At 70.5% G+C, this 23,729-nt stretch carries 22 protein-coding genes and 1 pseudogene; 9 read left to right on the top strand and 14 right to left on the bottom strand.

Annotated features, from left to right (window positions below):
• A partial coding sequence (locus ACWDZ4_RS14240; RefSeq protein ID WP_451508666.1) for a hypothetical protein occupies positions 1-297 on the top strand: 297 nt, incomplete at its 5' end.
• 924 nt (positions 298-1,221) lie between these two features.
• Here the strand turns inward: ACWDZ4_RS14240 and ACWDZ4_RS14235 are convergent.
• Entirely contained in the window at positions 1,222-2,247 is a 1,026-nt protein-coding gene (locus tag ACWDZ4_RS14235) for a LacI family DNA-binding transcriptional regulator (RefSeq protein WP_451508665.1), read from the bottom strand.
• Positions 2,248-2,705: 458 nt separating this feature from the next.
• Here ACWDZ4_RS14235 and ACWDZ4_RS14230 point away from each other — a divergent pair, with 458 nt between their 5' ends.
• Positions 2,706-5,282, top strand: coding sequence for a glycoside hydrolase family 9 protein (locus ACWDZ4_RS14230; protein ID WP_451508671.1), 2,577 nt, complete (start codon positions 2,706-2,708; stop codon positions 5,280-5,282).
• 516 nt (positions 5,283-5,798) lie between these two features.
• Here ACWDZ4_RS14230 and ACWDZ4_RS14225 read toward each other — a convergent pair.
• The 3 genes from ACWDZ4_RS14225 to ACWDZ4_RS14215 all read right to left on the bottom strand — a co-directional run bounded on the left by ACWDZ4_RS14225 (position 5,799) and on the right by ACWDZ4_RS14215 (position 7,477).
• Positions 5,799-6,203: an ATP-binding protein gene (locus ACWDZ4_RS14225; RefSeq protein WP_451508664.1), complete on the bottom strand. Its 405-nt coding sequence runs from the start codon at positions 6,201-6,203 to the stop codon at positions 5,799-5,801.
• A gap of 176 nt (positions 6,204-6,379) precedes the next feature.
• Positions 6,380-6,685 carry an STAS domain-containing protein gene (locus ACWDZ4_RS14220; protein ID WP_451508663.1) on the bottom strand — a complete coding sequence of 102 codons (306 nt, stop codon included), beginning with the start codon at positions 6,683-6,685 and terminating at the stop codon, positions 6,380-6,382.
• A gap of 486 nt (positions 6,686-7,171) precedes the next feature.
• The gene (locus ACWDZ4_RS14215) at positions 7,172-7,477 is read right to left on the bottom strand and encodes a hypothetical protein (protein WP_451508662.1); all 306 of its coding nucleotides are present in this window, start codon (positions 7,475-7,477) and stop codon (positions 7,172-7,174) included.
• Between the two features lie 533 nt (positions 7,478-8,010).
• On the opposite strand from ACWDZ4_RS14215, the gene ACWDZ4_RS14210 reads away from it, so the two are divergent.
• On the top strand, positions 8,011-10,110 hold the full coding sequence (locus ACWDZ4_RS14210; RefSeq protein ID WP_451508661.1) for an ATP-binding protein: 2,100 nt from the start codon (positions 8,011-8,013) through the stop codon (positions 10,108-10,110).
• Here the strand turns inward: ACWDZ4_RS14210 and ACWDZ4_RS14205 are convergent.
• The 5 genes from ACWDZ4_RS14205 to ACWDZ4_RS14185 form a co-directional block, all read right to left on the bottom strand.
• Positions 10,016-10,711 carry an AMP-binding protein gene (locus ACWDZ4_RS14205; protein WP_451508660.1) on the bottom strand — a complete coding sequence of 232 codons (696 nt, stop codon included), beginning with the start codon at positions 10,709-10,711 and terminating at the stop codon, positions 10,016-10,018. The two genes, ACWDZ4_RS14210 and ACWDZ4_RS14205, sit on opposite strands and share 95 nt — an antisense overlap.
• Positions 10,712-11,310: 599 nt before the next feature.
• Positions 11,311-11,751 (bottom strand): SRPBCC family protein, encoded by a 441-nt coding sequence (locus tag ACWDZ4_RS14200; protein WP_451508659.1) that lies wholly within the window; start codon positions 11,749-11,751, stop codon positions 11,311-11,313.
• A 69-nt stretch (positions 11,752-11,820) separates the two neighbouring features.
• On the bottom strand, positions 11,821-13,158 hold the full coding sequence (locus ACWDZ4_RS14195) for a carotenoid oxygenase family protein (protein ID WP_451508658.1): 1,338 nt from the start codon (positions 13,156-13,158) through the stop codon (positions 11,821-11,823).
• Positions 13,159-13,218: 60 nt separating this feature from the next.
• Entirely contained in the window at positions 13,219-14,646 is a 1,428-nt protein-coding gene (locus ACWDZ4_RS14190; protein WP_451508657.1) for an MFS transporter, read from the bottom strand.
• A gap of 441 nt (positions 14,647-15,087) precedes the next feature.
• A complete protein-coding gene (locus ACWDZ4_RS14185) occupies positions 15,088-15,399 on the bottom strand; it encodes a restriction endonuclease (protein ID WP_451508670.1) in 312 nt (103 codons plus the stop codon).
• Positions 15,400-15,808: 409 nt separating this feature from the next.
• Between ACWDZ4_RS14185 and ACWDZ4_RS14180 the strand changes: the two genes are divergently transcribed.
• Genes ACWDZ4_RS14180 through ACWDZ4_RS14170 form a run of 3 tightly spaced genes read left to right on the top strand, consistent with a single transcriptional unit; the run spans position 15,809 to position 17,087 of the window.
• Positions 15,809-16,171, top strand: coding sequence for a peptidase inhibitor family I36 protein (locus ACWDZ4_RS14180; protein ID WP_451508656.1), 363 nt, complete (start codon positions 15,809-15,811; stop codon positions 16,169-16,171).
• Between the two features lie 29 nt (positions 16,172-16,200).
• Positions 16,201-16,575: a peptidase inhibitor family I36 protein gene (locus ACWDZ4_RS14175; RefSeq protein ID WP_451508655.1), complete on the top strand. Its 375-nt coding sequence runs from the start codon at positions 16,201-16,203 to the stop codon at positions 16,573-16,575.
• Positions 16,575-17,087, top strand: a complete 513-nt coding sequence (locus ACWDZ4_RS14170; protein ID WP_451508654.1) for a ricin-type beta-trefoil lectin domain protein — start codon at positions 16,575-16,577, stop codon at positions 17,085-17,087. Before ACWDZ4_RS14175 ends, ACWDZ4_RS14170 begins: the two co-directional genes overlap by 1 nt.
• Before the next feature lie 38 nt (positions 17,088-17,125).
• Here ACWDZ4_RS14170 and ACWDZ4_RS14165 read toward each other — a convergent pair whose 3' ends face one another.
• Positions 17,126-17,494, bottom strand: coding sequence for a hypothetical protein (locus ACWDZ4_RS14165; RefSeq protein WP_451508653.1), 369 nt, complete (start codon positions 17,492-17,494; stop codon positions 17,126-17,128).
• A 771-nt stretch (positions 17,495-18,265) separates the two neighbouring features.
• Between ACWDZ4_RS14165 and ACWDZ4_RS14160 the strand changes: the two genes are divergently transcribed.
• Positions 18,266-18,640, top strand: a complete 375-nt coding sequence (locus tag ACWDZ4_RS14160) for a hypothetical protein (protein ID WP_451508652.1) — start codon at positions 18,266-18,268, stop codon at positions 18,638-18,640.
• A 47-nt stretch (positions 18,641-18,687) separates the two neighbouring features.
• Positions 18,688-18,960, top strand: coding sequence for a hypothetical protein (locus ACWDZ4_RS14155; RefSeq protein WP_451508651.1), 273 nt, complete (start codon positions 18,688-18,690; stop codon positions 18,958-18,960).
• Positions 18,961-19,351: 391 nt separating this feature from the next.
• On the opposite strand, the gene ACWDZ4_RS14150 is transcribed toward ACWDZ4_RS14155, so the two are convergent.
• Positions 19,352-19,519, bottom strand: coding sequence for a hypothetical protein (locus ACWDZ4_RS14150; RefSeq protein WP_451508650.1), 168 nt, complete (start codon positions 19,517-19,519; stop codon positions 19,352-19,354).
• 892 nt (positions 19,520-20,411) lie between these two features.
• Between ACWDZ4_RS14150 and ACWDZ4_RS14145 the strand changes: the two genes are divergently transcribed.
• Positions 20,412-20,834 carry a hypothetical protein gene (locus ACWDZ4_RS14145; protein ID WP_451508649.1) on the top strand — a complete coding sequence of 141 codons (423 nt, stop codon included), beginning with the start codon at positions 20,412-20,414 and terminating at the stop codon, positions 20,832-20,834.
• Between the two features lie 217 nt (positions 20,835-21,051).
• Here the strand turns inward: ACWDZ4_RS14145 and ACWDZ4_RS14140 are convergent, their stop codons facing one another.
• The 3 genes and pseudogenes from ACWDZ4_RS14140 to ACWDZ4_RS14130 form a co-directional block, all read right to left on the bottom strand.
• Positions 21,052-21,414: a hypothetical protein gene (locus ACWDZ4_RS14140; protein ID WP_451508648.1), complete on the bottom strand. Its 363-nt coding sequence runs from the start codon at positions 21,412-21,414 to the stop codon at positions 21,052-21,054.
• Positions 21,415-21,800: 386 nt separating this feature from the next.
• Positions 21,801-22,568, bottom strand: coding sequence for a sulfite exporter TauE/SafE family protein (locus ACWDZ4_RS14135; protein ID WP_451508647.1), 768 nt, complete (start codon positions 22,566-22,568; stop codon positions 21,801-21,803).
• A 130-nt stretch (positions 22,569-22,698) separates the two neighbouring features.
• Positions 22,699-23,051, bottom strand: a pseudogene (locus tag ACWDZ4_RS14130) (transposase); the annotation flags it as partial.
• Positions 23,052-23,729 lie beyond the last annotated feature (678 nt).

Raw genomic sequence — 23,729 nt, 5'->3', positions numbered from 1 at the left:
GACCAGCACCACTACGGCGCCTCGCAGGCGTTCGGCCACCCGCAGCAGGACTTCCTGGAGGTCAAGCGGGGCGACGGCACCTCGTTCTACATCGCACGGCTCGGCTTCCACGACGTGCCGCTCGCGCAGCGCGGCATCGAACCGGGCCACACCTGGGTGTACAAGCTCGGGGGCACCGGCCAGAGCTCGTTGCCCCTGGAGGCGACCCGTGACTCCATCCGCTTCACCGCGGACCTGAACGTCTCCTCCAACACCGACCTGGTGAAGAAGTACGGCACCGTCCGCTACGCCAACTGATCCCCCGTACCGCGGCGTTCCGTGCGCCGGAACGCCACCGGCCGGCCTCTTCCCCGCGTCGGCCGGCCGGACGGCAGCCGCCGGGAGGGCCGGATGATCACCCCTCCCGGCCCCCCGGGACCACCCGGTCCTCGCGGCCCTCGCCTTCGCTTCGGAGACATCGAAGACATCGGAGACGGAGAGATCGTCCATGCACCGACTCGTACGCCGGCGTGCTGCCGGGCCGCCCACCGGCCTCACTGCCCCCGGCCGGTCACCCGTCGCCGCCGCGTCCCTCGCCGCCCCGCCCGTCGGCACCGTGCCGGAGGCCCGGCGCACGCGGCGGACCCGGCTGTTGCGGTTCGGCTCGGTGGTCGTGGCACCGAGCGTGATGGTGCTCGTCAACCGGGCCCGGGACGCCGGCGGATCACCCGCCGCCTCGGGACGTTCGGCGGGGGCCGGGGCCACGGCCCTGCAGGCGGCCCGGTCGGCGGCGCAGACACACCTCGGGCTTCTCCCGGGCGGTGACTGGTCGGCGGCCTGGAACGGATGGAGCGGGGACGCCCGGCGCCAGGTGCCGCGTGACACCTATGCCGGCGCCCCTCGGATCTGCCACCCCCTGCTCGCCGTTCCGCTCCAGGTGGAGGGGGTCGCGTCGGTGGACCGGCGCACGGTGGAGACCCACTGGCGCGGCGGAGGGGTCACGGGCACCCTGCTGATGGCGTCCGGGGACGGCGCCTGGCGGCTCGCTCCGACGGCCGCGGACATGCGTCCGTACGCCGAGGGGGCGGCGGCCGTCGCCGAACTGCGGCGTCGCGGCGAATGCGCCGCGCGGTGGACGCCCGGTACCGGCCACGGCGCGCCCGTTCTCCGGTCCGGAGAAGAGCCGCCGAGCCCTCGGCGCGCCGCGATTCCCGTCCGGCGCTCCGTGCGCCGGACGACGTCTCAGGTCGAACCCCGCTGCATCAGCCTCGTGCGCAGGACGACGTGGCGCCAGGCGGTGCCCGGGTCGTCGATCTCCTTGAGGAGCAGCCGGACCAGGGTGCGGCCCATCTCCTCCACCGGCTGGTGGACGCTGGTGAGCTGGGGATCGGTGTGCCGGGCGAAAGGGGAGTCGTCGAACCCCACGACGGCCACGTCCTCCGGCACCCGCCGGCCCGCCGCGTGCAGCGTGTGCAGCGCGCCCGCGGCCATCATGTCCGATGCGGCGAACACCGCGTCGAGGTCGGGATGGCGCCGGAGAAGCTCGGCCGTCGCGCGGCGCCCGCTCTCCTCGGAGAAGTCGCCTTCGGCGATCCAGGACGTCTCCACGCCACCGAAGGCCTGCGTCATCGCTTCCCGGTATCCGCGGAGCCGGCTCTGAGCGACGTACATGTCCAACGGCCCGGTGATCGTGGCGACCGTCCGCCGTCCGGACGCCATGAGGTGACGGACCGCCGCCCGCGCCCCGCCCGCGTTGTCCGAGTCGACGTAGGAAAGGGTTTCCTCGGCCGAGCGGCGACCGCTGAGGACGGTCGGCAGATCCAGCTCGGCGAGCATGTCGGGCAGCGGGTCCTCGCCGTGCACGGAGACCAGCAGCACTCCGTCCACCCCGCCTGCCCGCGCGTACTGCGCGAAGCGCATTCGCTCCCTGTCACTCCGCACCAGCGTGAGGAGCAACTGCATCTCGTGATCGGCGAGTTCGGCGCCGACCGCACGGACGATGTCGGAGAAGAAGGGCTCCGCGAAGAAGCGCCGCTCGCTGTCCGCGACGACCAGCGCCACCGCGCCCGTGCGGCTGCCGGCCAAGGTGCGAGCGGCGTGGTTGGGGACGTACCCCAGCTCGGTGATCGCCCGCTCGACCAGCAACCGGGTGGCGGCTTTCACGCCGGGCGCGCGGTTGACGACGCGGGACACCGTGCCCCGTCCGACGCCCGCGAGCGCGGCCACCTCCTCCAGCGTGGGCGGACCCGTGCGTTCTTTCGTCACCATCGTGCGGGACCTCCAGGAGAGATGTTCTGTTCTGCGGCCGCTTCCCGGCGCGAAGACGTTCACATCGAATCACCGCAGGCGCCCACTCCTCGTCGTGTTAATCGAACCATGGACAATCCGTCACAGTCGCGGCTGTTCGGAAGCCGAAGAGAGGTGATCGCGAACCCGGCGGTCCGGTTCTCTCTGCTGCGAAATCTGTTCGGCATCTTGACGGAGCCACGCGCGGTCCCTGAGATTGGGAGCGCTCCCAATTCTGTCGCACGAGGCACCCCCATGCCTCCCGGCCACTGAACAGCTACCGATCACCGCACACCTCCCCGGTCACCGAGCGCCCCTCCCTACTCCCTAAGGACCCCAGCGTGCCGCGACATCAGTCCCCCGACTCCCGCAGATCCCGTCCCTCCCCGAGACCGCGCCGAGCGGGCCGGCCCGGAGGCACCGGTGCGCTGTTGACCAGCATGGCCACCGCCTGGCTGCTGGCCGCAGCTCTCGTGGTGCCCGCCGCGGCGGACGAACCCGCCGTCGAAGGTCCCGAGCTCATCGTCAACGGGGACTTCTCCGAGGGCACCGCCCCCTGGTGGTCGACCGCCAACAGCCCCGTCAGCGTCGTGGAGGGACGCCTGTGCGCCGAGGTTCCCGCAGGCACCGAGAACGCCTGGGACGCCATCGTCGGACAGAACGGACTCGCCCTCACCGCCGGGGAGGGGTACACCCTCAGCTACACGGCGACGTCCACCGTGCCGATCACCATCCGCACCAACGTGCAGATGCCGACCGAGCCGTGGACCACGGAACTGGCCGCCACCCAACGGGTCGACGAGACCGCCGCGCGTGTCACCCAGAACTTCACGGCCGGAGCCGACCACGACGCCGCGCAACTCGCCTTCCAGGTCGGCGGCAGCGCACAGGCCCTCACCTTCTGTCTCGACGACGTCTCCCTGGTCGGCGGGACCACGCCACCGCCCTACGAGCCGGACACCGGTTCCCCCGTCCGCGTCAACCAGGTCGGCTACCTCACCGACGGTCCCAAGAGCGGCACCTTCGTCACCGAGGAGAGCGCCCCGCTGCCCTGGACCCTCAACGCGGCCGACGGAACGCGCCGAGCCGGCGGCACCACCGTTCCGGCGGGCGTGGACACCAGTTCGCGGCAGAACACCCACACGTTCGACTTCAGCGCCGTGACCACCCCGGGCAAGGACTACACCGTCACGGTCGCGGGCGAGAAGAGCGAGCCGTTCGCCATCGGCGACGACCTCTACGCGTCCCTGCGCACCGACGCGCTCGCGTACTTCTACCACAACCGCAGCGGCATCGAGATCGACGCCGACATCGTGGGGGAGGAGTACGCCCGCCCCGCCGGTCACGTCAACGTGAGCCCCAACCAGGGCGACAACGACGTGCCGTGCCAGCCGGGAGTCTGCGACTACCGCCTCGACGCGGCCGGTGGCTGGTACGACGCCGGTGACCACGGCAAGTACGTCGTCAACGGAGGCATTTCCGTCGCCCAGCTGATGTCGACGTTCGAGCGGACCCTGTACGAGGAGAACGCCGACGCCGGACCCCTGGGCGACGGCCGGCTCCGGTTGCCCGAGCACGGCAACGCCACTCCCGACATCCTCGACGAGGCCCGCTGGGAGTTGGAGTTCCTGATGCGGATGCAGGTGCCCGCCGGGCAGCCGCTGGCCGGCATGGTCCACCACAAGCTGCACGACAAGGCGTGGACGGGACTGCCCACCCGGCCGGACCGCGACCCGCAGCCCAGAGAGCTGCACCCCCCGACCACCGCGGCCACCCTCAACCTCGCGGCCACCGCCGCCCAGTGCGCCCGGCTCTTCCAGGTCTACGACGCGGACTTCGCCGACGAGTGCCGCAAGGCCGCGCGTACCGCCTGGGCGGCCGCCAAGGCCCACCCCGGCATCCTCGCCGATCCGAACGACGGCACGGGCGGCGGCGCCTACCCCGACGACGACGTGCGGGACGAGTTCTACTGGGCGGCGGCGGAGCTCTTCCTCACCACCGGCGAGAACGGCTTCCGCCAGGCGGTCCTCGGCTCCCCGCTGCACGGTGACACCGACGCGGTCTTCCCGCGCGGCGGCATGGCCTGGGGATCGGTCGCGGGGCTCGGCGCCCTCAACCTCGCGAGCGTGCCGAACAAGCTCACCGCCGACCAGCTCAAGGCGGTACGGAGCATGGTGACGGAAGCCGCCGACGGTTACGCGGCCGACTCGGCCGAGGCCGCCTACGGCCTTCCCTACGCGCCCGGCGACGGACACTACGTGTGGGGCTCGAACAGCCAGGTCACCAACAACATGGTCGTCCTGGGCTCGGCGCACGACCTCACCGGCAAGACCGTGTACCGCGACGCCGTCCTGCGCGGTCTCGACTACCTGCTGGGCCGCAACCCCCTGAACCAGTCCTACGTCACCGGATACGGCGAGCGGGACTCGCGCAACCAGCACCACCGGTTCTGGGCCGACCAGCTCGACCCCACCCTGCCCAATCCGGCACCCGGCTCGCTGGCCGGCGGTCCGAACGACGCCATCCAGGATCCGGTCGCCCAGGCCAAGCTGAAGGGCTGCGCACCGGCGATGTGCTACATCGACGACATCGAGTCCTGGGCCACGAACGAGATCACCATCAACTGGAACGCCCCGCTCGCCTGGGTGGCCTCCTATGTGGACGACCTGGGGAGCGGCCGGACCCAGACACCGCGGTGCGAGGTCACCTACACCTCACAGCGCTGGAACGGCGGCTTCACCACCCAGGTCGTGGTGAAGAACACCGGCACCCAGGCCGTCAAGGACTGGAAACTGGACTGGACCTTCGCCGACCGGCAGCGGGTGTCCGACCCCTGGGGGGCGGACATCGAGCAGAGCGGCCCGCGGATCAGCGCCGAGGCACTGAGCTGGAACGCCACCCTTCCGGCCGGCGGAACCGTCCGCTTCGGCTTCAACGGGGTGTCGACCGGACTCGTGAACGATCCCCGGGTCTTCAGGCTGAACGACCGGCCGTGCGCGGTGGCGCCGCCGCGATGAGTGGTGGCTCCTGAGGCCCACCGAACCGGACTGACCGGGGCCGGTCCCACCGTCGCCCGTACGGCGGGGACCGGCCCCGGCCCCCGGTCGGAGAACTCCCGACTCCGGAAATCCGCGGAACAAGACACGCACGGACAGGACCGATCTTCGCCGGAAACGCGCCGACAACTCGCCGAGAAGAACTCCCCCGAACACGCGCCGAAGACCCGCTGAAGACGGAAGGGCAACAGACAGCGGGACAGCTACGGAGAGGAAGACGGCGCTTTCGAGCGCTGGTCGCCGGGCTCATGACCGCGGGGCTCCTGTCGGTGGCGGGCCTGGCGGGGGCGCCCCGGCGCGCGTGCAGGCCGGAATCAAGATGGCGGTCGCTACCTCGCTGATCAGCAGGGAGCCAAGACAGCCCATCCGGTTACCGAGGAGGAACATGACGCACGGCTGCCCCGCTTTTCACCGGCTCCACGCGTGGACGTGCCCCGTAACGCCCGTAGGACGGGCGGCGGCCTTCTTCCGCAGGAATCACCAGGGCAGGCGTGCGCAAACCGTCTTTCCGTCACCCGGACCGGGCACTGTCTGGAGTTCACCGGCCAGCCGGTTGACCATGTGCAAGCCCCAGCCGCCGAACCTGCCCGTAACGTCGGGGGTCCGTAGGCGCGGAGAGACGGGGTTGCTGTCGCTGACCTCAACCAGCACACCCTCATCGTGCAAGGTCAGGCGCAGGGAGCAGGGCCCCGGGGCGTGGCGGACGGCGTTGGAGACCAGTTCGCTGGCGACGAGCAGCACCGCGTGCAGGGTGTTCCGGCTGGCTGGGCGGCCGCGAATGCGTTCGGCTTCGGCGAGGAAGCTTGTGGTGGTCTGGCGGGCATGGGCGGGCGCTTGCGTGGTGCCGTCCAGGTCGATGCGGCGCTGCATGTTCGTGTTCATGAATGAGGTTCCCCTCAGAGGCCAGGCGGTCGGCGGCGCGTGGTGCTGGTGATACGCCTGCCCGGCACCGGTCTGGATATAGGGGAACGAACCGGGTTGAGGTGAATCCGCAGGGGCTCCCTGCCTGACCACAGACCTGTTGCAGCGGGATTGCTTACGCGGGTCCCGCCTCGCTGTCAGCGGGGAAAGCGGCAAGCGGGGTCAGAAGGTACTGAAGCTGCTCCGGGACCCGCGGCCGGCACCAGAGCCCCATCCGCGTCCTGAACGGCCCGGCGGGCCTGGAGCAGCGCGCTGAACCCGCACGAGTCACAGGACGAGATGTCGGCGCGGTCCAGCACGATCCGCCCGCAGCCCGCCTCGATCTGCTCGCGAACCGCCCGGGTAAGGAGCGTTTCGCTGCCCATGTCCAGCTCACCGGCCGGCGTCAGTACCACGTCCCGCTCGACCACCGTCGGCGTGATCACCGGCCTGTTCACCGGCACCCCGCGACTCCTTCATCCGCGAAACGGCCTTGGGGACAGCCCGCCCAGTGCCGTCTCTGGGACCCTCCTCAGACGTCGGGCCCATCAGCCCATCGTGTCAGCCACCACACAGCGACAAGCCCTGGCCACGCTTGAGCGGAACACACGAACGGACCGGGCCAGCTCGGTACACCGGAAAGAGCCAGGTGAGCCATGTCCAGCACCCAACTGGCGCGGGCAAACGCCCCACCTCCCGGACACGCGCGTGAGCCCGCAGGAGAGACTGGGCCCCTCCCGGCGGCAGGCCCGTATCCCGCCGATGCCGCCGCCGGGACCCCACTCCCCCGCCAGCCCGAGCCCCGCCGACGCGCCGGCGGGGCGGTGAAGGGGAGGCGGCGAGCCACCACTGGCTCGGAGACCAGGCCGTCAGCACCCTGACGCCACGGCCCTGCCGGACGGGAGGCAGCGTGGGCAGGGCCGGCCCGTGCCTACTCGTCCGGGAGCGGATCAGTGGGAGTCGTCGTAGGGGTCACGGCTGCCGGACTTGGCCAACCCACGGCTGATCATGTATCCGACGGTCAGGATCACTATGTACCACCACGCCTGGTCGGCACGGAAGTAATCACGGTGGCCCTCTTCGGTGCCCACAACCATAGAGGCGATCAGGACCGCCACCACGGCGGCGAGGTAGATGAAGAACTCCGTCGTCTTCAGCGCCGACTTCGTCTCGGTCGACAGGCGTCGGGGCCGGTGTGCGGCCGGGTCGGTGCCTGCGTGGTGGGCCGGGTTGCCGGCCGGGTTCACACTGCTCATGGCGTATGCATCCTTTTCCGTCTTGCGAAGCACCCGATGCACTCCGCGGGAAAACCCGCGTCAAGATCGACGCCGTCCCCCCACCGGTACCCGAAATCTTCCAAATAAACAGCACTTAAAAGCATGGTCGTTCAATCGATGCCGCCACCCGCATACCCATCTCCCCTCACGCAGGTCACCCCCATGTCTCACCGATGCCCACCGGCGGATCTTGACCGGCGGGGTGCCGTTGCCGGTCTCCACGAACAGCACCGGCAAGTCCGGCTCCGGGGCCGTCAGGGCGGCGTCCGCGCGGGGACTGCCCCCCTGCTCGGGGGCGTCAGAACTCCGCTCACCGGCAGCACGAGGGAAGGCACCGTCCGAACTTCCCTCACGGGTGTCCGCGCAGTTCGGCGCTCACACGGCAGGCCACCGGCCGTTTTTCCCCGGTCGGAAGCACTCATCGCCGTTGCCGGACTTTGTTTCGTCAGGGAGCAGTCCCGGCATAGGCTGCCCCGGTCGGGTGAGCGGCCGGACCGGACGAGGGCGGGCACATGGAGCAGGGTGGCGGCGGTTCGCGGGGTGGTTCTCTGGGGAGCCGGCTGGTCGCGGCGCGGGACCGGGCGTTCGTGGGCCGGGAGGCCGAACTGGCGTCCTTCCGGTCGGCGATGGCCGACACCGGTCCGCCCGTGCTGTACCTGCACGGCCCGGGTGGTATCGGCAAGTCGACACTGCTGCGGCGCTATGCCCACGAGGCGCGGCAGGCGGGCCGCCTCGTCGTGGAGGTGGACGGCCGCACGGTCAATCCGACGCCCGAGGACTTCGCCCGGGCCGCGGGAGAGGCACTCCGGCGCCCCGATGCGGTACTCCTGATCGACACCTTCGAGATCTGCCAGGGCCTGGAGGGATGGCTGTGGGAACGCTTCCTGCCCGACCTGCCCCTCGGCGCGGTCGCGGTCGTCGCCGGAAGGGTGGCCCCCGACACACGCTGGACCGCCGAGTCCGGTTGGAGGGAGCACCTGCAGGTCATGGCGCTGCGGAACCTGCCCCCCGGTGACGCGGCCGCGTTCCTGCGGATGTACGGCGTGCCGGCGCGGACACATGGTGAACTGCTGTCGTTCACCGGCGGCAACCCGCTGGCCCTGGCCCTGGCCGCCGCGGTCACCACCCGGAGCGGTGGCGGGGAGAGACAGTGGGCACCGGATCAGGACGTCATCGCGACGCTGCTGCCGCTGCTCGTGGGCGAAGTGCCGTCCCCGATGCACCGGACGGCGCTGGAGGTCTGCGCGCACGCCTACGTCACCACCGAGGCGCTGATGCGGGCCATGGTCGGCGAACAGGCGGCGGAACTGTTCGCCTGGCTGCGCGCGCAGCCGTTCGTGGAGTCCACCGCCTCGGGGCTCTTCCCCCACGACGTGGTGCGCGAGGCCCTGGAGGCCGACCTGCGCTGGCGCGACCCCGAAGGCTTCAAAGTCCTGCACCATCGCATGCATGAACACCTGTTCGAACAGGTACGCGCCGCACCCCCGGGGCAGGTGCTGGGGGCCGTGGGTGCACTGTTGTACATGTACCGAAGCGACGGTCACATGCCCGAGTTCCACGAATGGCACGCCCTGGGTCTGGTGCAGGACACGCCCTGCGCCCCGGAAGACGAGGCGCGGTTGGTGGAGCTGACCGAGCAGGCGGAAGGGCCCGGGTCCGCGGCGATCGCACGGTTCTGGCTCGACCGTCAGCCCGGGGCGTTCCGTGTCTACCGCTCGACGCGGACCGGCGAGATCGTCGCCTTCACCACCGTCCTGTGGCTCGACGAGCGCCAGGGCCCCCTCGGTACGGACGCCGACCCGGTGATGGCCGCCGCCTGGGCCCACACCCGCACGCATGCGCCGCTGCGGGCCGGGGAGCGCAAGGCCGTGGCACGCTTCACCGTCCACCCACCGCGTTACCAGCGGCCCTCCGCACCGACCACCCTGGCGCAGTGGCGGCTGATGGGAGAGATATACCGGGCCGAGCGCCTCGCCTGGCACTACGTCGTGATGCGGGACGACGGATTCTGGGACGACCACCTGATGCACTTCGACATGCTGCCCATCGACGACCGACCGGCCGTCGGCGACTACCGGTACGTCCTCTTCGCACACGACTGGCGTACCCAGCCGGTCGTCTCGTGGCTGGCAGCCAAGACGGACGCCATGCTGAGCGGTGAGGACGCGGACGCGGCTGGCGGCGGAGCGGGCGCCTCCCGGCGCGAGCTGGTGGTGCTGTCGCGGCCCGAGTTCGACGCCGCCGTACGCGACGCCCTGCGGAACCTGCGCCGCCCCGAGGTGCTGGCACGCAACCCGCTGCACCGCAGCCGCCTGGTTGTGGAACACGCCCAGGGCTTGGCCGATGTGCTTCTGGCCGCCGTCGAGGCGCTGTTGGACGAACGCGACGGGGGCAAACGCCACCGCGCTGTCACCGCGACCTACCTCAAAGGCGCCCCCACCCAGGAAGCTGCCGCGCAGCGGACCGGCATGCCGTTCAGCACCTACCGCCGCCACCTCAAAGCCGGCCTGGAACGCGTCAACGACATGCTCTGGGAGCACGAACTGACCGGAACGTCACCGGTTCCCGTCCCGCGCGCCGTACCAGGCACGACCGAGGCGACCGCTCACTGACCGGACATCCATGGGGCCCCTGCCGGAGCGGACGGCGGATCCGGGTTTCCCCGGTCCGCCCGGCCGGTTGAACAGGGCGACGGGTGCTGGTCCCGGACAGGCCGTAGCCCTCGTACCTCCGGATACCGAAGACCGCGCTGGACTGTTCGAGGACGTCTCCCGGCAGCGCCGGGCCCAGGAGGCCGCCATGCGCAGGTGGCCCGCGACAGCGGGGATGCCGCAGGGGCTGCGGTCGCTGGCGAGGGGTGCCCAGTACATGGTGGGCATCCCTGGCGAAGAAGGTGACCTTCTCGCGCTCCAGCAGTGCCAGGACTGTGGCCGGGGCGAAGCGGGAGATGAGCACGAGTGTGGCTCCGGCGGCGAGGCGGGCGTTCCTCTGGACGGTCCGGCCGGAGGTGTGGAACAGCGGCAGGGACACCAGGTGGACGTCGTGGTCGGCGGTTCCCAGGAGCCGGTGGCAGGTCAGGGCGTTCAACAGCATTTTGACGTGGGTGAGTTCGGCTCCGTCGGACCGTCCGGTGGTGCCGCTGGTACAGAGGACGACGGCGGTGTCGGTGCCCTCCGCGGGCGCGCTGTCGAAGCGGGTGGGCCGGCCGGACACCGGTGACGACAGGGGTATGGCGCTTGAGGAGTGCGGCGGCGATCGGCCCGATCACCGCGCCCGCTGCTGCGCGTTCGAACAGGGCGACGGCGAAGTACAGCGGGTCCTCCGGTCACGTCAGGTCGAAGGAGAGGCCGGTCGTCCGGGTGGTGACGGCCGCGACGACCGCGAGGAGGGAAGCGATGGCCGCCCAGCGCAGGCGACGCCGCACGAGGAGGGCCGCCGTGAGGGGGGAGGACGGCGAGTGCGGCCATGCCGGGGTTCGGCCGGCCTCCCAGGACCAGGTGGGCGAGGAGTTCGCAGAGCGCAGAGGTCAGGAACCCTGCGATGCCCAGACGGTCCGGGAGCGTCAAGGGCGGTGCGGCGGTGGGGCGTGTGCGGCGGTGGGCACGGCGTCATGCCTTCCTGGTTCGGACGTGCGGGAGGGAGGACATGTCCCGCCGGGGGGGGCGGGTGGCGCTGGCGCACGGCGGGTCCCGCCCGCGGTCGGCGGGCGGGCGTCCGGCGGGGAGCGTGTGGTCACTGCGGTTCAGTCTTCAGGGGGACCGTGAGGGGGGCCGATGTGCCGGCCCGGGTTCCGCAGCGAGGTCGTCCGGGGTTCAGTTCTGGCATTCCGCGGTGGTCTTCAGCGCCTTCAGCCAGGCCAGGAGCGACTCTTCGAGAGCGAGGTGCATGGCGTACGGGTCGGCATCGACCGGGGCGCCCGACCAGGACTCGCGGGTACTCACCTGGACGCCTTCGTCGGTCTCCTCGAACTCCCAGACGTGGATGCCGGTGATGCCGTGGGCGGGACCGCCCCAGACAATGCGGCGCAACGGCGTGAGCTCGGCGACGGTGGAGCTGATGTCGAGACCGGCCGTTGTCCAGTCGAATACGGCACCGGGAGCGAGCGTCCCGTGCAGCACCGCGCTGTCGATGCCGGTGTTCCACGTCGGCCAGGAGCCGACTTCGGTGTGCAGTCGCCAGATCGTCTGGAGCGGAGCGTGCACGGTCTGCCGCAGTTCGACGACGACGGGTGCGCTGCGGTCGATGTCCATCATGTTCTCCAGAAGGTGTGCGGGGGCGTCGGTGGGAGGTGGAGGGGAACGCCGGGGTTCGGTGCCGGTCGGCTAGTCGGCGATCCAGGAGCCGTGGATCCCCGCGGTGACGCGGCGCGGCAGATGCACGGTCGCCAGCGGGGCGGCGTCGAGGTCGGTGGCGTCCAGGACCAGGAGCTGGGAGGCGTCGGCGTGCAGGTCACTCACGACGGTCAGCAGGTAGCCGTGGTCCTCGGCGGTGCCGTCCTGGGCGGGGACGAAGACCGCTTCGCTGGGCAGCCGGCCGTCTCCGACGGAAAGGATCTGGCGAGCGCCGGTGGTGCGGTCGTACTTGATGACGCCGTAACCGCCGATTCCGCGGTCGTCGGGGAATCCGATGGCGTACTGGTAGCGGTGCTCGGTGCCGGTGAGCCTCTCGTTGACGGTGGGGAACTCGGTGACCAGGTCGTCGATCACCCGCTCCTTGACGGTGCCGGTCGCGAGGTCGATGGACCACTGCCGGTTGAAGGAACGGGAGTTGGGGGCGGCGCCGCGGTCGGGGGCACCGACCCACCAGTTCCAGGAGCGGGTGAAGCCCTCGCGGTCGACGGCGGGGCCCTCCAGAACGATCCGGCCCTGGCCGTCCTCGTAGGCGTTGGCGGCGTGGAGCATGGAGCCGGGCTCGATGTCGAACCACCGGATCTTCGCCGCACCGCCCTCGCCGCGGGGCATGACCCCGATGCGGGCGGGCTGTTCGTCGTGCCAGGCGTAGGGGATGCCCGAGGGCTCGTTGTGGTCGAAGGTCACCGTGCCCTCGACGAAGACCACGTGGTTGCGGGTGATCGCGAAATCATGTTTGAGGGCCGCGCTCGCGCCGGGGACTTCTTGGCTGTGGAGCAATTCTCCCTCGGGCGAGGCGACGTGGTGGACCAGGTGGGGAGGGAGGGGGGAGGAACCGAAGAAGTGCAGCTCACCGGTGTTGGGGTCCTCCTTGGGGTGTGCGGTCATTGCGGTGGTGAGTTTGCCGCCGAAGTCGTAGGCGCTGACCGTCTCCAGCTCCGCGGTCAGCTCGAAGGGAACGTTCGACTCGCACAGGGCGAGCAGGCGGCCGGCGTGTTCGATCACGTGCGTACCCGCCGTGCTGGCCGTCAGGTCCGGCCCGTGCTCGGTCATGTAGGGGGCCCCTTCGAGTGCGGGGGTGTGGACCCATCGGTTGCGGTACCACTCGGCGCGGCCCTCGCGCAGGCGGATGCCGTGGACCATGCCGCTGCCCTTGAACCAGTGGGTCGGGGTGACGCCCGGCTTGGGGTTGTGGCCGTTGCGCAGCAGCCGCCCGGACAGTTCGGGGGGCAGGTGGCCCTCGACGGCCAGGTCACGTGCGGTGATCTCGTCGGCGTGCGGGGTGTAGTGGCCGGTCAGGTAAGGCTTCATCGGATCTCCTGAGAGGGGTTCGGTCGGTACGGGGCCGTACCGGGTGGCACAGGGGGCGGTTCAGGGGGTCGGTGTGTGTGCGGGTACGGGGTGTGCCGATGGGTCCGCCGCCGTACGGCTGCGACGGTGCAGGAGGTGGATGCCGGTTCCGGCGGCGGCGAGCAGAGCGATGAGGGCCGCTGCGACGAGGGCGCGGCGGTAGCCGTACGCCAGGGCGGCGGGTCCGGGCGCGGTCCGGCCGGCGGCGGGGGCGGCGAGGGTGGTGAGGATCGCGAGCCCGAGGGCGCCGCCGACCTGCCGGGAGGTGTTGATCAGTCCGCCCGCGATGCCGGTGTGCCGGGGCTCCGCCTCGGCGATGCCCAGTGCGGTCAGGGGTACGAAGGCGAGGCCGAGGCCGGCGCCGATCAGTACGGACGGGCCGAGCAGGTCGGTGAGGAAGGCTCCGTCGACCGGCAGCCGGGCGAGCCAGAGCAGACCGGCGGCGAGCACGAGCAGACCGGGCAGGAGGGTGCCCCGCAGCCGTCCCGCGCCCCAGGAAGCTGCCATGAGGGCTGCGGCGAGCGGCAGTTGTGTGAGGCCTGCTTCGAGGGGCGAGTAGCCAAGGACCTTCTGCTGGTAGAGCGGGAGGAAGAAGAACGTGGCGACCCACACCGCTCCGAGCAGCACCATGAGGAGGTTGCCCGTCACGGCCGAGCGGTTGTGCAGGAGTGCCGGGGGCAGCAGGGGGTCCTTCGCGCGTCGCTCGATCGGCATGAGCGCCAGGAGCAGCAACACTCCGGCTGCCGGGATGGCGAAGTCCGGCAACGGCGTCTCGCCCCTGGTGCCCAGGCCGTAGACGAGGAGGGTGAGGCCAGCCGTCACGGTGAGCGCGCCGGGCACATCGAGGCGGGTGGTGCGCTCCCGCCCGCCTCGGGCCAGCAGAAGAAGGGTGGCCGCGAGGCCGGGGAGGGCGACGAGGACGCTGATGGCGAAGACGGCCCACCAGCCCAGGGCGCTGGTGAGCACTCCGCCGAGCAGGACTCCCGCGGCTCCGCCCGCCGCGGAGGCCGCTCCCCAGACGCCCAGGGCCTTGCCGCGGCCGGGCCCCGGGGGCCAGTGGGCCAGCAGGACCGCCAGGCCGGCCGGTGACAGCAGGGCCGCACCGACGCCCTGGACCGCACGGGCCGCGATGAGCAGCCCGGCGTCCGGGAGAGTGCTCGCGGCGAGGGAGCCGGCGGCGAAGACGAGGAGACCCGCCAGAAAGGCGGTCCGGTGCCCGAGGAGGTCGGCGAGACGGCCGCCGACGGGCAGCAGGGCCCCGAAGGCGACGAGGTAGGCGTTGACGACCCAGGCCAGGCCTGTCGGTGTCAGGTGGAGGTCCTGGCCGATGGCGGGCAGGGCGACGTTCACGATGGAGGTGTTGAGCACGACGAGGAACTGCGCACCGGCCAGCAGGAAGAGGACAGACCTGGGGCGGTAGGGGCGGGGTGCGGGCGTCGGGAGGGACATGATGCCTTTCGGGCTGCTGGTCTGCTGCTGATCCGTGGGCGGGGCACCGTCCCGGTGGGACGGTGGGACGGCGGGACGGTGGGACGGCGAGACGGTGGGACGGCGAGACGGCGAGACGGCGGGACGGCGAGACGGCGGCGGGGCTGTCGGCCCTGCGGCAGGTCATGAGAGCGGCGACCGGAGCGGGACGGTCGCGACGGCCCATGGGCGGGGAGTCGGGTCGGGAACACTTCCGGCAGGTGCCGTCGGCAGCCGGGAATGTGCGGTCAGGCCGTGTGCGGCGTGGGTCTTCCTGACAGATGCTCATGCCGGTCGGCGCTCGGACGACAGGTCATCGGCCGCCCATTGCTGTTCAAAAGTGCTCACTGCCGCTATCGATCCGTCGCACCAGGGGCAGGAGCAGCGGCGGTGTGGTGGTCGCGAAGCGGGCGCGAGCCGCAATCAGCCGGCCCACTCCCCCAACAGACGACGATTGACCAGGTGCAGGCGCTGGTCACGGTCGAATGGCTGAGCGCGGGAGCCGAACCGGCCGTTTGTCACCATGCCGATGACACCGCCATGGTGGATCTGGCGGCCGGTGGCGTTGAACTTCTGCGGATCTGGTATGCCGACCGCGGCGCCGGCAAGGTCGGCTCGGCGGTGCTTGCACTGGATCACCCACCGCCACCCGAACGGATCGGTTGCCTTCGCGTCCGCACCGTTGTCCCCGGCCCCGCCCCCCTGCACTGCGTCCGGGCACCCGTCGCGCCTCATCAGGTCCCGCACGGCGTACTCGAACTGCCGGTGATGCAGAGCGTCGATCTGCGACAGCTGATCGCGCAGCCTAGGAGCACAGCTGCCCGGGGGTCTGCGTCCGCTGGGCGCGGTTCGCTCGCGGCGCCCCGTTCCCGTCCCACGGCTCCCGGAAAGGGCGCACTGCTCTGCGCGCCCTTTCCGGGAGGGGCGGACGGGAGCACGGCGTCCGCGGCTGCGGGAGCACCGCGGACGGGCGCTGTTCAGCGGTGGCCAAGGTCCGATGGCGCTGAAGCAGAAGTGAGCAGTACTGAACAGCGAATGGCCTGTTGAATGGGCAGCCGCCGCGCCGATGATTTCCTCAAGAGACCGGGGAGCCGCCGAATGCCCCCGGGACCACGGAAGGAAATCCATGCGCGGTAATCGCCTCGTGAAACGTCTTTCCGCGACGGGAGCGGCCACTCTGGCCGCCGTCGCGATCGGTGCGCTGAGCGCCCCGCCGGCCGCCGCCGACAGTGACTACTGCCAGGCCAACGAGTTCTGTGTGTGGGACGACTCCAGCTACCAGGGCCGGTTTGTGGGCAGCCCGGCGCAGAACGTCTCCAACATCGGCTTGCACATGAACGACCGTACGACGTCCTACTGGAACCGCACCAGCCAGTGGATCACGGTGTACAGCGACTCGGGCTACCGCGGTTGCATGTTCGCCATTCCGCCGGGCGGCTCGGACGCGGCCGTCGATCCCCACCTCAACGACCGCGTGACCTCGTTCGCCGTCGGCCAGTGGTGCTGAAGAGAGCCGTGACAACCATGAGGAAGAAGATGATGACGATACGCATGCGCCCCCTGGCCGCCGCTGTGCTCACTTTGAGCGCGGCCTTCGGTCTGACCACCGTGAGCACAGCGACGGCCGCAGCCGATTCCGCCCAGTGCCCGGTCGGAGAGTTCTGTCTCTGGGAGCACTCCAGCTACCAGGGGCGCTTCGCCTACTCCAGCGAACCGCAGCCCAACGTCGGCAACTACATGAACGACCGCATGACGTCCTACTGGAACCGCACCGACCACTCGATCACGATCTACGACGACGACAAGTTCGAGGGATGCATGATGGCCATCGCGCCGGGCATGAAGGTCCCGGCCATCATGTCCTGGTACAACGACCTGACCACCAGCTTCCGCGCCGGAAATTTCTGCTGATGGACCCTATGACCGACCGCACCCGCACCCATGTCCCCGCCCGCATCCGTCTCGGCATCATGGCGACCGCCGCCTGCCTGGCTCTGGGCCTCGCACCGCAGGCGGCACACGCCGACGACTGGTCCGGCACCTGGGTCAACCTCGAAAACCCCCACACCCAGGCCTGCTTGGGCATCAACACCGCCATCGCCGGGCCCAAACCGGTCACACAGGTGTCCTGCAAATTCGGCAGCTACAACTCGTGGCACCTCAATGCCGCCGGCTGGCTGCGCAACGGCTACATAAGCGACTCGTGCCTCGACACCAACGGCACCCAGCTGTACCTCTCGAAGTGCAACACCACCGACCCCGGCCAGCTGTGGGAGCGGCTCCCCGGTACCAAGGTCGGCATCGTCAGCCGGGGCTTCCCCGGCAAGACACTCGTGGGCTGGGCCGACGGGACGGTCAGCCTGGCCGCCCCCGGCGCCGTCGACAACGCCGGCAAGTACCAGTGGAAGTGGAACTGGCGGTAGTCCGCTTCCGGCCCAGGGCTGATTCAAAGTTGCGGTGATCAAGAGTCAGTGCTGGTCAGGGCAGTCCGATGAGGTCGAGTGGGCGGTTGTGGGGCTGGTAGGAGAGGTGCCGGAGCCGCGGCGATGCTGTGGTGGCCGACGGTTCGCAGAGTGCTGATCGCGAAGTTGCGCAAGGTGTCCATGTTGGCCGGGCCGTGTCCGGTGCGGATCTTCGGGGCGTCCTCGGCGAAGACGGTGTCCCGCACGTGGCGCACGACCCCGGTCTCCCATGGCGAGCGGGCCAGTTGGGCGACGAACTGCGGGGATGTTGCAGTGGCGGGAAGGCCGGTGATCGCGTAGAACGTCTCGCGGGTGACTTTGCCGGTCTTCACGCAGAGGCGGTAGCGCACGATCTTCGCGGCCTGCACGACGTGCGGGAAGGCCAGGCCTGTCCGGTGACGGTCAGCGCCCTCACCGGGCAGGTCTCCCGGCGGCCGTGACCGGATCCACGGTCGTAGCGGCGAGCGGTGACCTGCGTCCAGGGCAGCGAGCGCAGGGCCGCGTGCAGCACGGCTGGTTGCATTTGACGGCCATCGAGTAGTGCGCCTGCTTGGCCGCCACCAGCTATTTCGCGTGATCGCGGCAGGCGCGCAGAGCGTCCACGGTCACCGTGACGTCTTCGAGGCCGAACGGGCTGGGGCACAGCTCTCCCTCGGGTGAGGGGCGTGCTTTCGGTTCGCTGGCCGGCTGCCACTGCCGACCAGCAAGACAACTACAACACGCACACGTCACGCAAGGGGATGGTTCGCAGCGATTCCGCGGACCAGCCTCCGCTGCTCGCCTGGCATATGGGCGGCGGGGCGGGGCGCGCGGCGGGCGTCGGCGGTGCCCCGTGGCGCCGCAGCGCCGGGGCGGGGAGGCGGGCAGTACGCAGCAAGGGAGCGGGCGCGCAGCGCCCTCGGCGACCGGCTGACCGATCTTCGCGGTGCGTGAGAGCACGCAGCGCTCGGTCCGGGCCGCAGCGCAGCGGCGCGCCCCGTTCAAGGAAGGATGCTGCGCCCCGCTGCGTCACTCCCGGCGGTGATAGGGCAGGCGGGCATTGACCGAAGGGCGGGTAGGCTCCGGGCATCCGCGAAGCGGCCACCTCGACGGCCGGCGGATTGTCCCGGGGCCTGCGGCCCGGGCTTCATGCTGAGCGCATGAGCGACTGGGGCGGTCCTGACCCGCCGGACTGGCAGCTGTACGTCGTCGGTCGGCTGGGGCCCGGCGAAGGGCCGGTCATGGGTGAGAGCTCTGTGGTCTGTGTGCGGGCCTGCTGGCAGTGCGGAGCGCCGGTCGGCGAGCTGTGTCTGCCGCTTGCCGGGGTGCGGCGGTTTCGAGGCGCCCACGTGGCGCGTTACGCGGACCTGACGTCGTACGACATGGAGCGCAACCGGGAGGCGTTCGGCCGACCGTGCCCGCGATGCGCTGCGGCTGCCGGTGCCATGTGCCGGACGGTGCCGATGGACGGCAGCCTGCCGCGGGAACAGCGGCAGACCGTGCACGCGGCCCGTGAGGACGGTGCCCTGGGCTGACGGGGCGGGCTGCGCCGCCGTCGCGGCGGTTTGGATATGGGACCGCGATGGGGCCATCGGGCCTGATCGAGGAGATGCCCGGAGAGTCGACGTGCGGACTTGGCGCGGGCGCGGGCGAGGCGGCGTTCGAGGGCGAAGCGGCCTTGGAGCGCCGACGTGCCGGGCAGCAATCGGCCGGTGGCCAGCCCGGCGGGTGGGGGCGGGCGAACCACAGCTGGTCACCGTTCCTCATCGCGACCTGGGCGGTGCCGGCTTCGGTTTCGGCGACGACGATCCGGCACATGCGGCACATCCCGCTGCTGAGCATCAGCGTCCGGTGACAGCGCTCGCACTTCGCCTCACTACCGCCGCGCTTGCGGATCTCGAAGCACCAGCAGGTGCACGGCACACACAGGACCCGGCGGTCGTTCGCCCAGGCCAGACAGTGCGCGCACTGGCCCCGCAGCTCGGGGTCGCGCTGTGCTGATGGGGTCTCGGGCCGCCAGCGCCAGGCGGGCGGGCCCCTCCAGCCGCCAGATCCCACATGGTCCGGGTCCGTACCCGGCGCTCGTCCGCCGTCTGCCGCGGCTGCTCGGAGACGGCCTCGAAACCGGGGAGGTGCCGGTCGCTGATGCGGGCCGCGCGGGTGCGGGCGAACGGGCGGGCTGGGGTGGACCTTGCTGGGGGTCGTCCTGGGCCTGCGGTGAGAGCCTGGAACCAGGACCTGAGCCGTCAGGCGGAGTTGGGGATGAAGCCTCCGGCGGCGTCCTCGTCGATCAGGGTGATCGGCCGCCGCCAGCAGAAGTACGAGGGGATCAGCAGCAGGCCGCGCCCTTCCAGTTGCAGGTCCCGTCCGACCGGGTGGTCCACCTCCAGGACGGGCGGACGCCACACCACCATGGGCCGGAACGTGTCCAGCAGGGCCCGTGTTCCGCCGGTCAGCAGGGCCCGTGTTCCGCCGGTCAGCAGGGCGCGGGACCGCCACGTCGCCCCGTGCCGGTGTTGCGCCCGCGAAGGGTTTCTCGCCTGCTGTCGCCAATATGGCCATCTCTGCGCCTAGTCGGCGGTGAGGAGTGGCCGGCACTCGGCCGATTCCGGTTGCCAGGCTGATGCTCTCGCCCCCAACAGGCGGGGTCAGGAAGTCCGGAAGGTAGACGGCGTACGGCACCAGGGTGCACAGCTTCTGCGCCACCCAGCGGGGTGATCCGCCACGCCGGATGCGCGCACGGACCACCCGCCGCCACGGGTCGAAGGCGAGGGGACCCCCCTTGGTCTGGAGTCGGCAGATGCTGCAGACGATCTCCCAGAGAGGGTCGGGGCTCCGGGCGATCCGGATGTTCTCCAGGTCCTGGCCGGCGCAGTGGATCCGCAGCAACGCCTCCCCCGATGTCGTGGACACTGAATGCGTACGGTCAAGGCTGAAGTACCCCGCATACCGAAGTGGTTGATGCGGGATAAACGAGTACAAGGACCTGGACCCAAGGCCCATCGACGAATCATCAGGTCTGATTCGCCGCCGGCTGGCTCGCGTGGCGTCATCGGGGAGACGGTGTTCAGAATACGACCGGCGGTTCTCGCCCCTTTGATCATCGTTCCTGCAGTGACCCTGGGCGTCCTGATTGTGGACGGTACGGCGTTCGAGCCCGACTCACCGGTCTCATCATCCAGCCCATGTCCTGCGTCCGCTGCGTCCGGGCGAGGGAGATACCCCACGACCTACACCGAAGACGCGAAGCCCTATACCGGGTCAGGCCCACATGCAGTCGACCTTCATTTCCAGCTGGACAGGCCCTTGCCCCCTCACTGGACGACGCCCGACGGCGAGCCGTACACCGCTCAGCTGGTCGTTTGCGAGTACATGGAAGAAACCGGTCTCACGGACATCAAGTGCGAGTACCGGGGATATGGCGAGGTATGGCTGATGCAGGCTCGGGCCACCTACCTGCTCCTCGAAGCGAAGACCTCCAAGCTGATCACCCGCTTCACAGTCGACGGGAGAGGCGTCTGCCCAGCCAGGCTTTCCTACTCGAACGATGCCCGCCCCACACATGTCCGCGAAGACATGGACGCGACCGAAATCATCAGGACGCTGCGCCCCTATGTCGACGACGGCGCCCGGGGCGAGGTGGGTGGGTCCGGTGAGCAGCGCGGCGTGGGCGAGCAGCGGTGGCGGCAGAGACCGGCGGCGACCTCACGGGCGGCCGGGTCCCGGTAGTGCCCGACGTACGCGGCCAGGGCGTGCGCGAGCCGGGCGTCGACGTCGGGGGCCCTGTCCGACCGCCTGCGGCCGGGCGCCGGGCCGCAGGCGGGCTGCTGCGCCGCACCCGTCGCGGCCCCTATCCCCTCGGCAGACCTGGAGCCGGTGTACGAAGCGGTGGCTAACTCCCGCAACTCCGGGCCCTGCTGACGGTCCGTTCACCGCAGTCCCGACGTCAGGGGATCAGTACGCAGTGGTTCTCGATGACCCTGCCGCTGCGGTCCAGCCCTCCGCAGACCGCCAACCGCGGGTACGCCCTGATCTCCCGGTTGACGACGAACCGCCACTGCGACACGCCCGCCTTGCTCGCCCGGTAGTCGCCCACGAAGGCGCGCAGTGTCCCCGGGAGGCCGTCCCGGGTCGTGACCGTGATGTCCTGGACATAGTCGCGCCCCTGGTAGGCGGTGGCCACGCAGATGTAGGTGCCGCACGTGGACTTGACCTCGGCGCTCGCCGGTGGCGCGGTCGCCAGCCCCAGAGCGCTGGCTGCGGCGAGAGCGGCCGTGATCGCCGCCACCCGTCGTCCTGTCGTGGTCACCGGCCGGACCGTCTCATGGCGTGCGTACTTCATCACAGGGAGCCCCCTCGAGTCGCTGCGTCGACTGACTGCACAGCGTTCTCCACTGTCGCGGGCCGAGTCCGAAGCCGCAATGCCAGGGACGGGGCGCTCTGGTCGGTACCGGGGGCGCGGGGCGCGGGAAACCTCATTCGACCGCGCTCCGCCATTTCACGGTGCGCGCTCTCGGCCGACCGGGCCAGCCATGGGGTTGGGGCAGTGAAACCAGACGACGGGACGTTTGTTCTCCGCGCTTTGAACTTCGCTGAGTACGTGTACGACGCTCCAGAGCCGGCCCCAGCCGGTGGTGGCCGGCTCAGTCCGGGTCCAACCTCGGGCTTTCACGCGGATCGGCGTCCCGGGCGAACTCAGACGAACTGATCGAAAGCCATCTTGGTCACCATCGCGGTGACCACGAGGACCAGGACGACCCGGACGAATCCGGATCCCCTCCTCATCGCTGTGCGTGATCCGATCATCGCGCCGGCGATGTTTCCCACGGCCATTCCCAGCCCGAGGGCCCACAGGACATTTCCCTGCCAGGCGAATACCGCGAGGGCTCCCAGATTGGAAGAGGCGTTGATCACCTTCCCCATGGCCGCGCTTTCCAGGAATCGCGTTGCGAGAAGCGTGGTGAAGGAGATGATGAGAAAGGTGCCCACTCCGGGTCCGAAGACTCCGTCGTAGAAACCGATTCCGACGCCCGCGATGAGGATCGCCGCATTGCGGCGGCGCGGGGTGACGACGATGTTCCGCTGCTGCACCCCGAAACTGGGCCTGAAGGCCACGAAGAGCGCCACCGTGATGAGCAGGCCCATGATGACGGGCCGGAAATAGCTCGTGGGAACACTCGATGCGGACAGGGCGCCGAGGGCGCCGAAGGGAACCGCGAGCCCGGCGGCCGGCACCAGCACCGAGCGATCCAGCTCGGTGCGCCGCTGGTACATGTACGCGGCGGTCGCGGTGCCCATGACCGCCGCGATCTTGTTCGTCCCCAGCGCCACCGCCGGCGAGTACTGGGGGAAGGCCAGCAGGAGTACCGGGATGAGCAGGACCCCGCCACCGCCGACAACAGCGTCCACCCAGCCCGCCGCCGTAGCGGCGAGGAGCAGGCCGAGCACCTCGTACAGTTCCACTCTTCCTCATTCACATCGAACGGCCCCGGTTCCCGGCGGGCGGGGCGCCATCCACCGGGTCAGAGGACCCCGCGGATCTCCGTCGTCGCGGGCAGCACGCGCGGGTGTCACATCATGCGCGTGAAGGGGATCACATGCCACCGCCGGCGGGCCTCCCCCGGTCTCGTCGGCCCTCGAAGGCGATGCGGAACACGTTGAGGGGGCCTTCCGGCGCATGGTCCATCGCCTGCGGCCCCTGCCGGTCGGGGCGAGACTCATCAGCGCCACGTAGACGCACCTGAGGGCGGCGGCCTCGTCGGGGAAGCGTCCACGGGCCCGGACGGCCTTGCGTATGCGAGCGTCCACGGACTCGATCGCGTTCGTCGAGCAGACGGCCTTCCGGACCTCGACGTCGAAGGAGAGGAAGGGCGCGGACTCGCCCCAGGCGTTCTCCCACAGCTTGATGATCGCCGGATGCTTCCGGCTCCCGGCTTCCTGGAAGTCCCCGGCCTCGACCGGGCCGGCGTCGGTCAGCACGGTCTTCGCACGAGTGCCGTTGTGGCTGTTGCGGCTGTTGCCGTTGTTCCTCCCGGCCGGATCGTGCTTCTCCTGGTCGGCATGGCCAGTGATCCCGCCCTCCAGCGCGGACTCCAGCACCCACTTGACCAGCTGCCGCAGCAGCCCACCCCCGCCGCTCAGCCGCAGGCCCCCGCCACGGGCCCAATCGGCCAGCATCGCGACGAGCCGTTCGTCCGACGCGGCCGACGGCCTCGCACTACCGGCCGGCTCCTCGACGGACTCGTGCTCGATCGTCATCCCGCTCACTGGGCGTCTCTCCTCGATCAGCAGATCCGCCGTTGATCAGCCCCTCCCTCACGTGGTACGCCTCCCGGCGTCCCGGTGCCCGCCCCGCGGCCACCTCGGTGCCGCCGACACGAACGGGCAGGGCAGGGCAGGGCAGCTGAAGGATCACGGGTGCCTGCCTGTCCGGAGGCATCAGCCGGGGTCGCCTCACCGGTGCGGACACCTCGGCGGACGTCCTGCCCATCAGCGTGTCTCCCTGTGCGGCACCCGCGGGATCTCTGCCGTACACGGTCGGGGAACGCTCACCTTCCGCTGATTCCGGCCCGACCGACGGGCGCCGAGAACCGACGCCTCCCTCCGCCGGTCAGGATCCGGTGC

It is taken from the genome of Streptomyces sp. NPDC003016 (assembly GCF_053591455.1).
The sequence above is the reverse complement of the archived record's forward strand: the minus strand, read 5'-3'. Positions and strand labels throughout refer to the sequence as shown.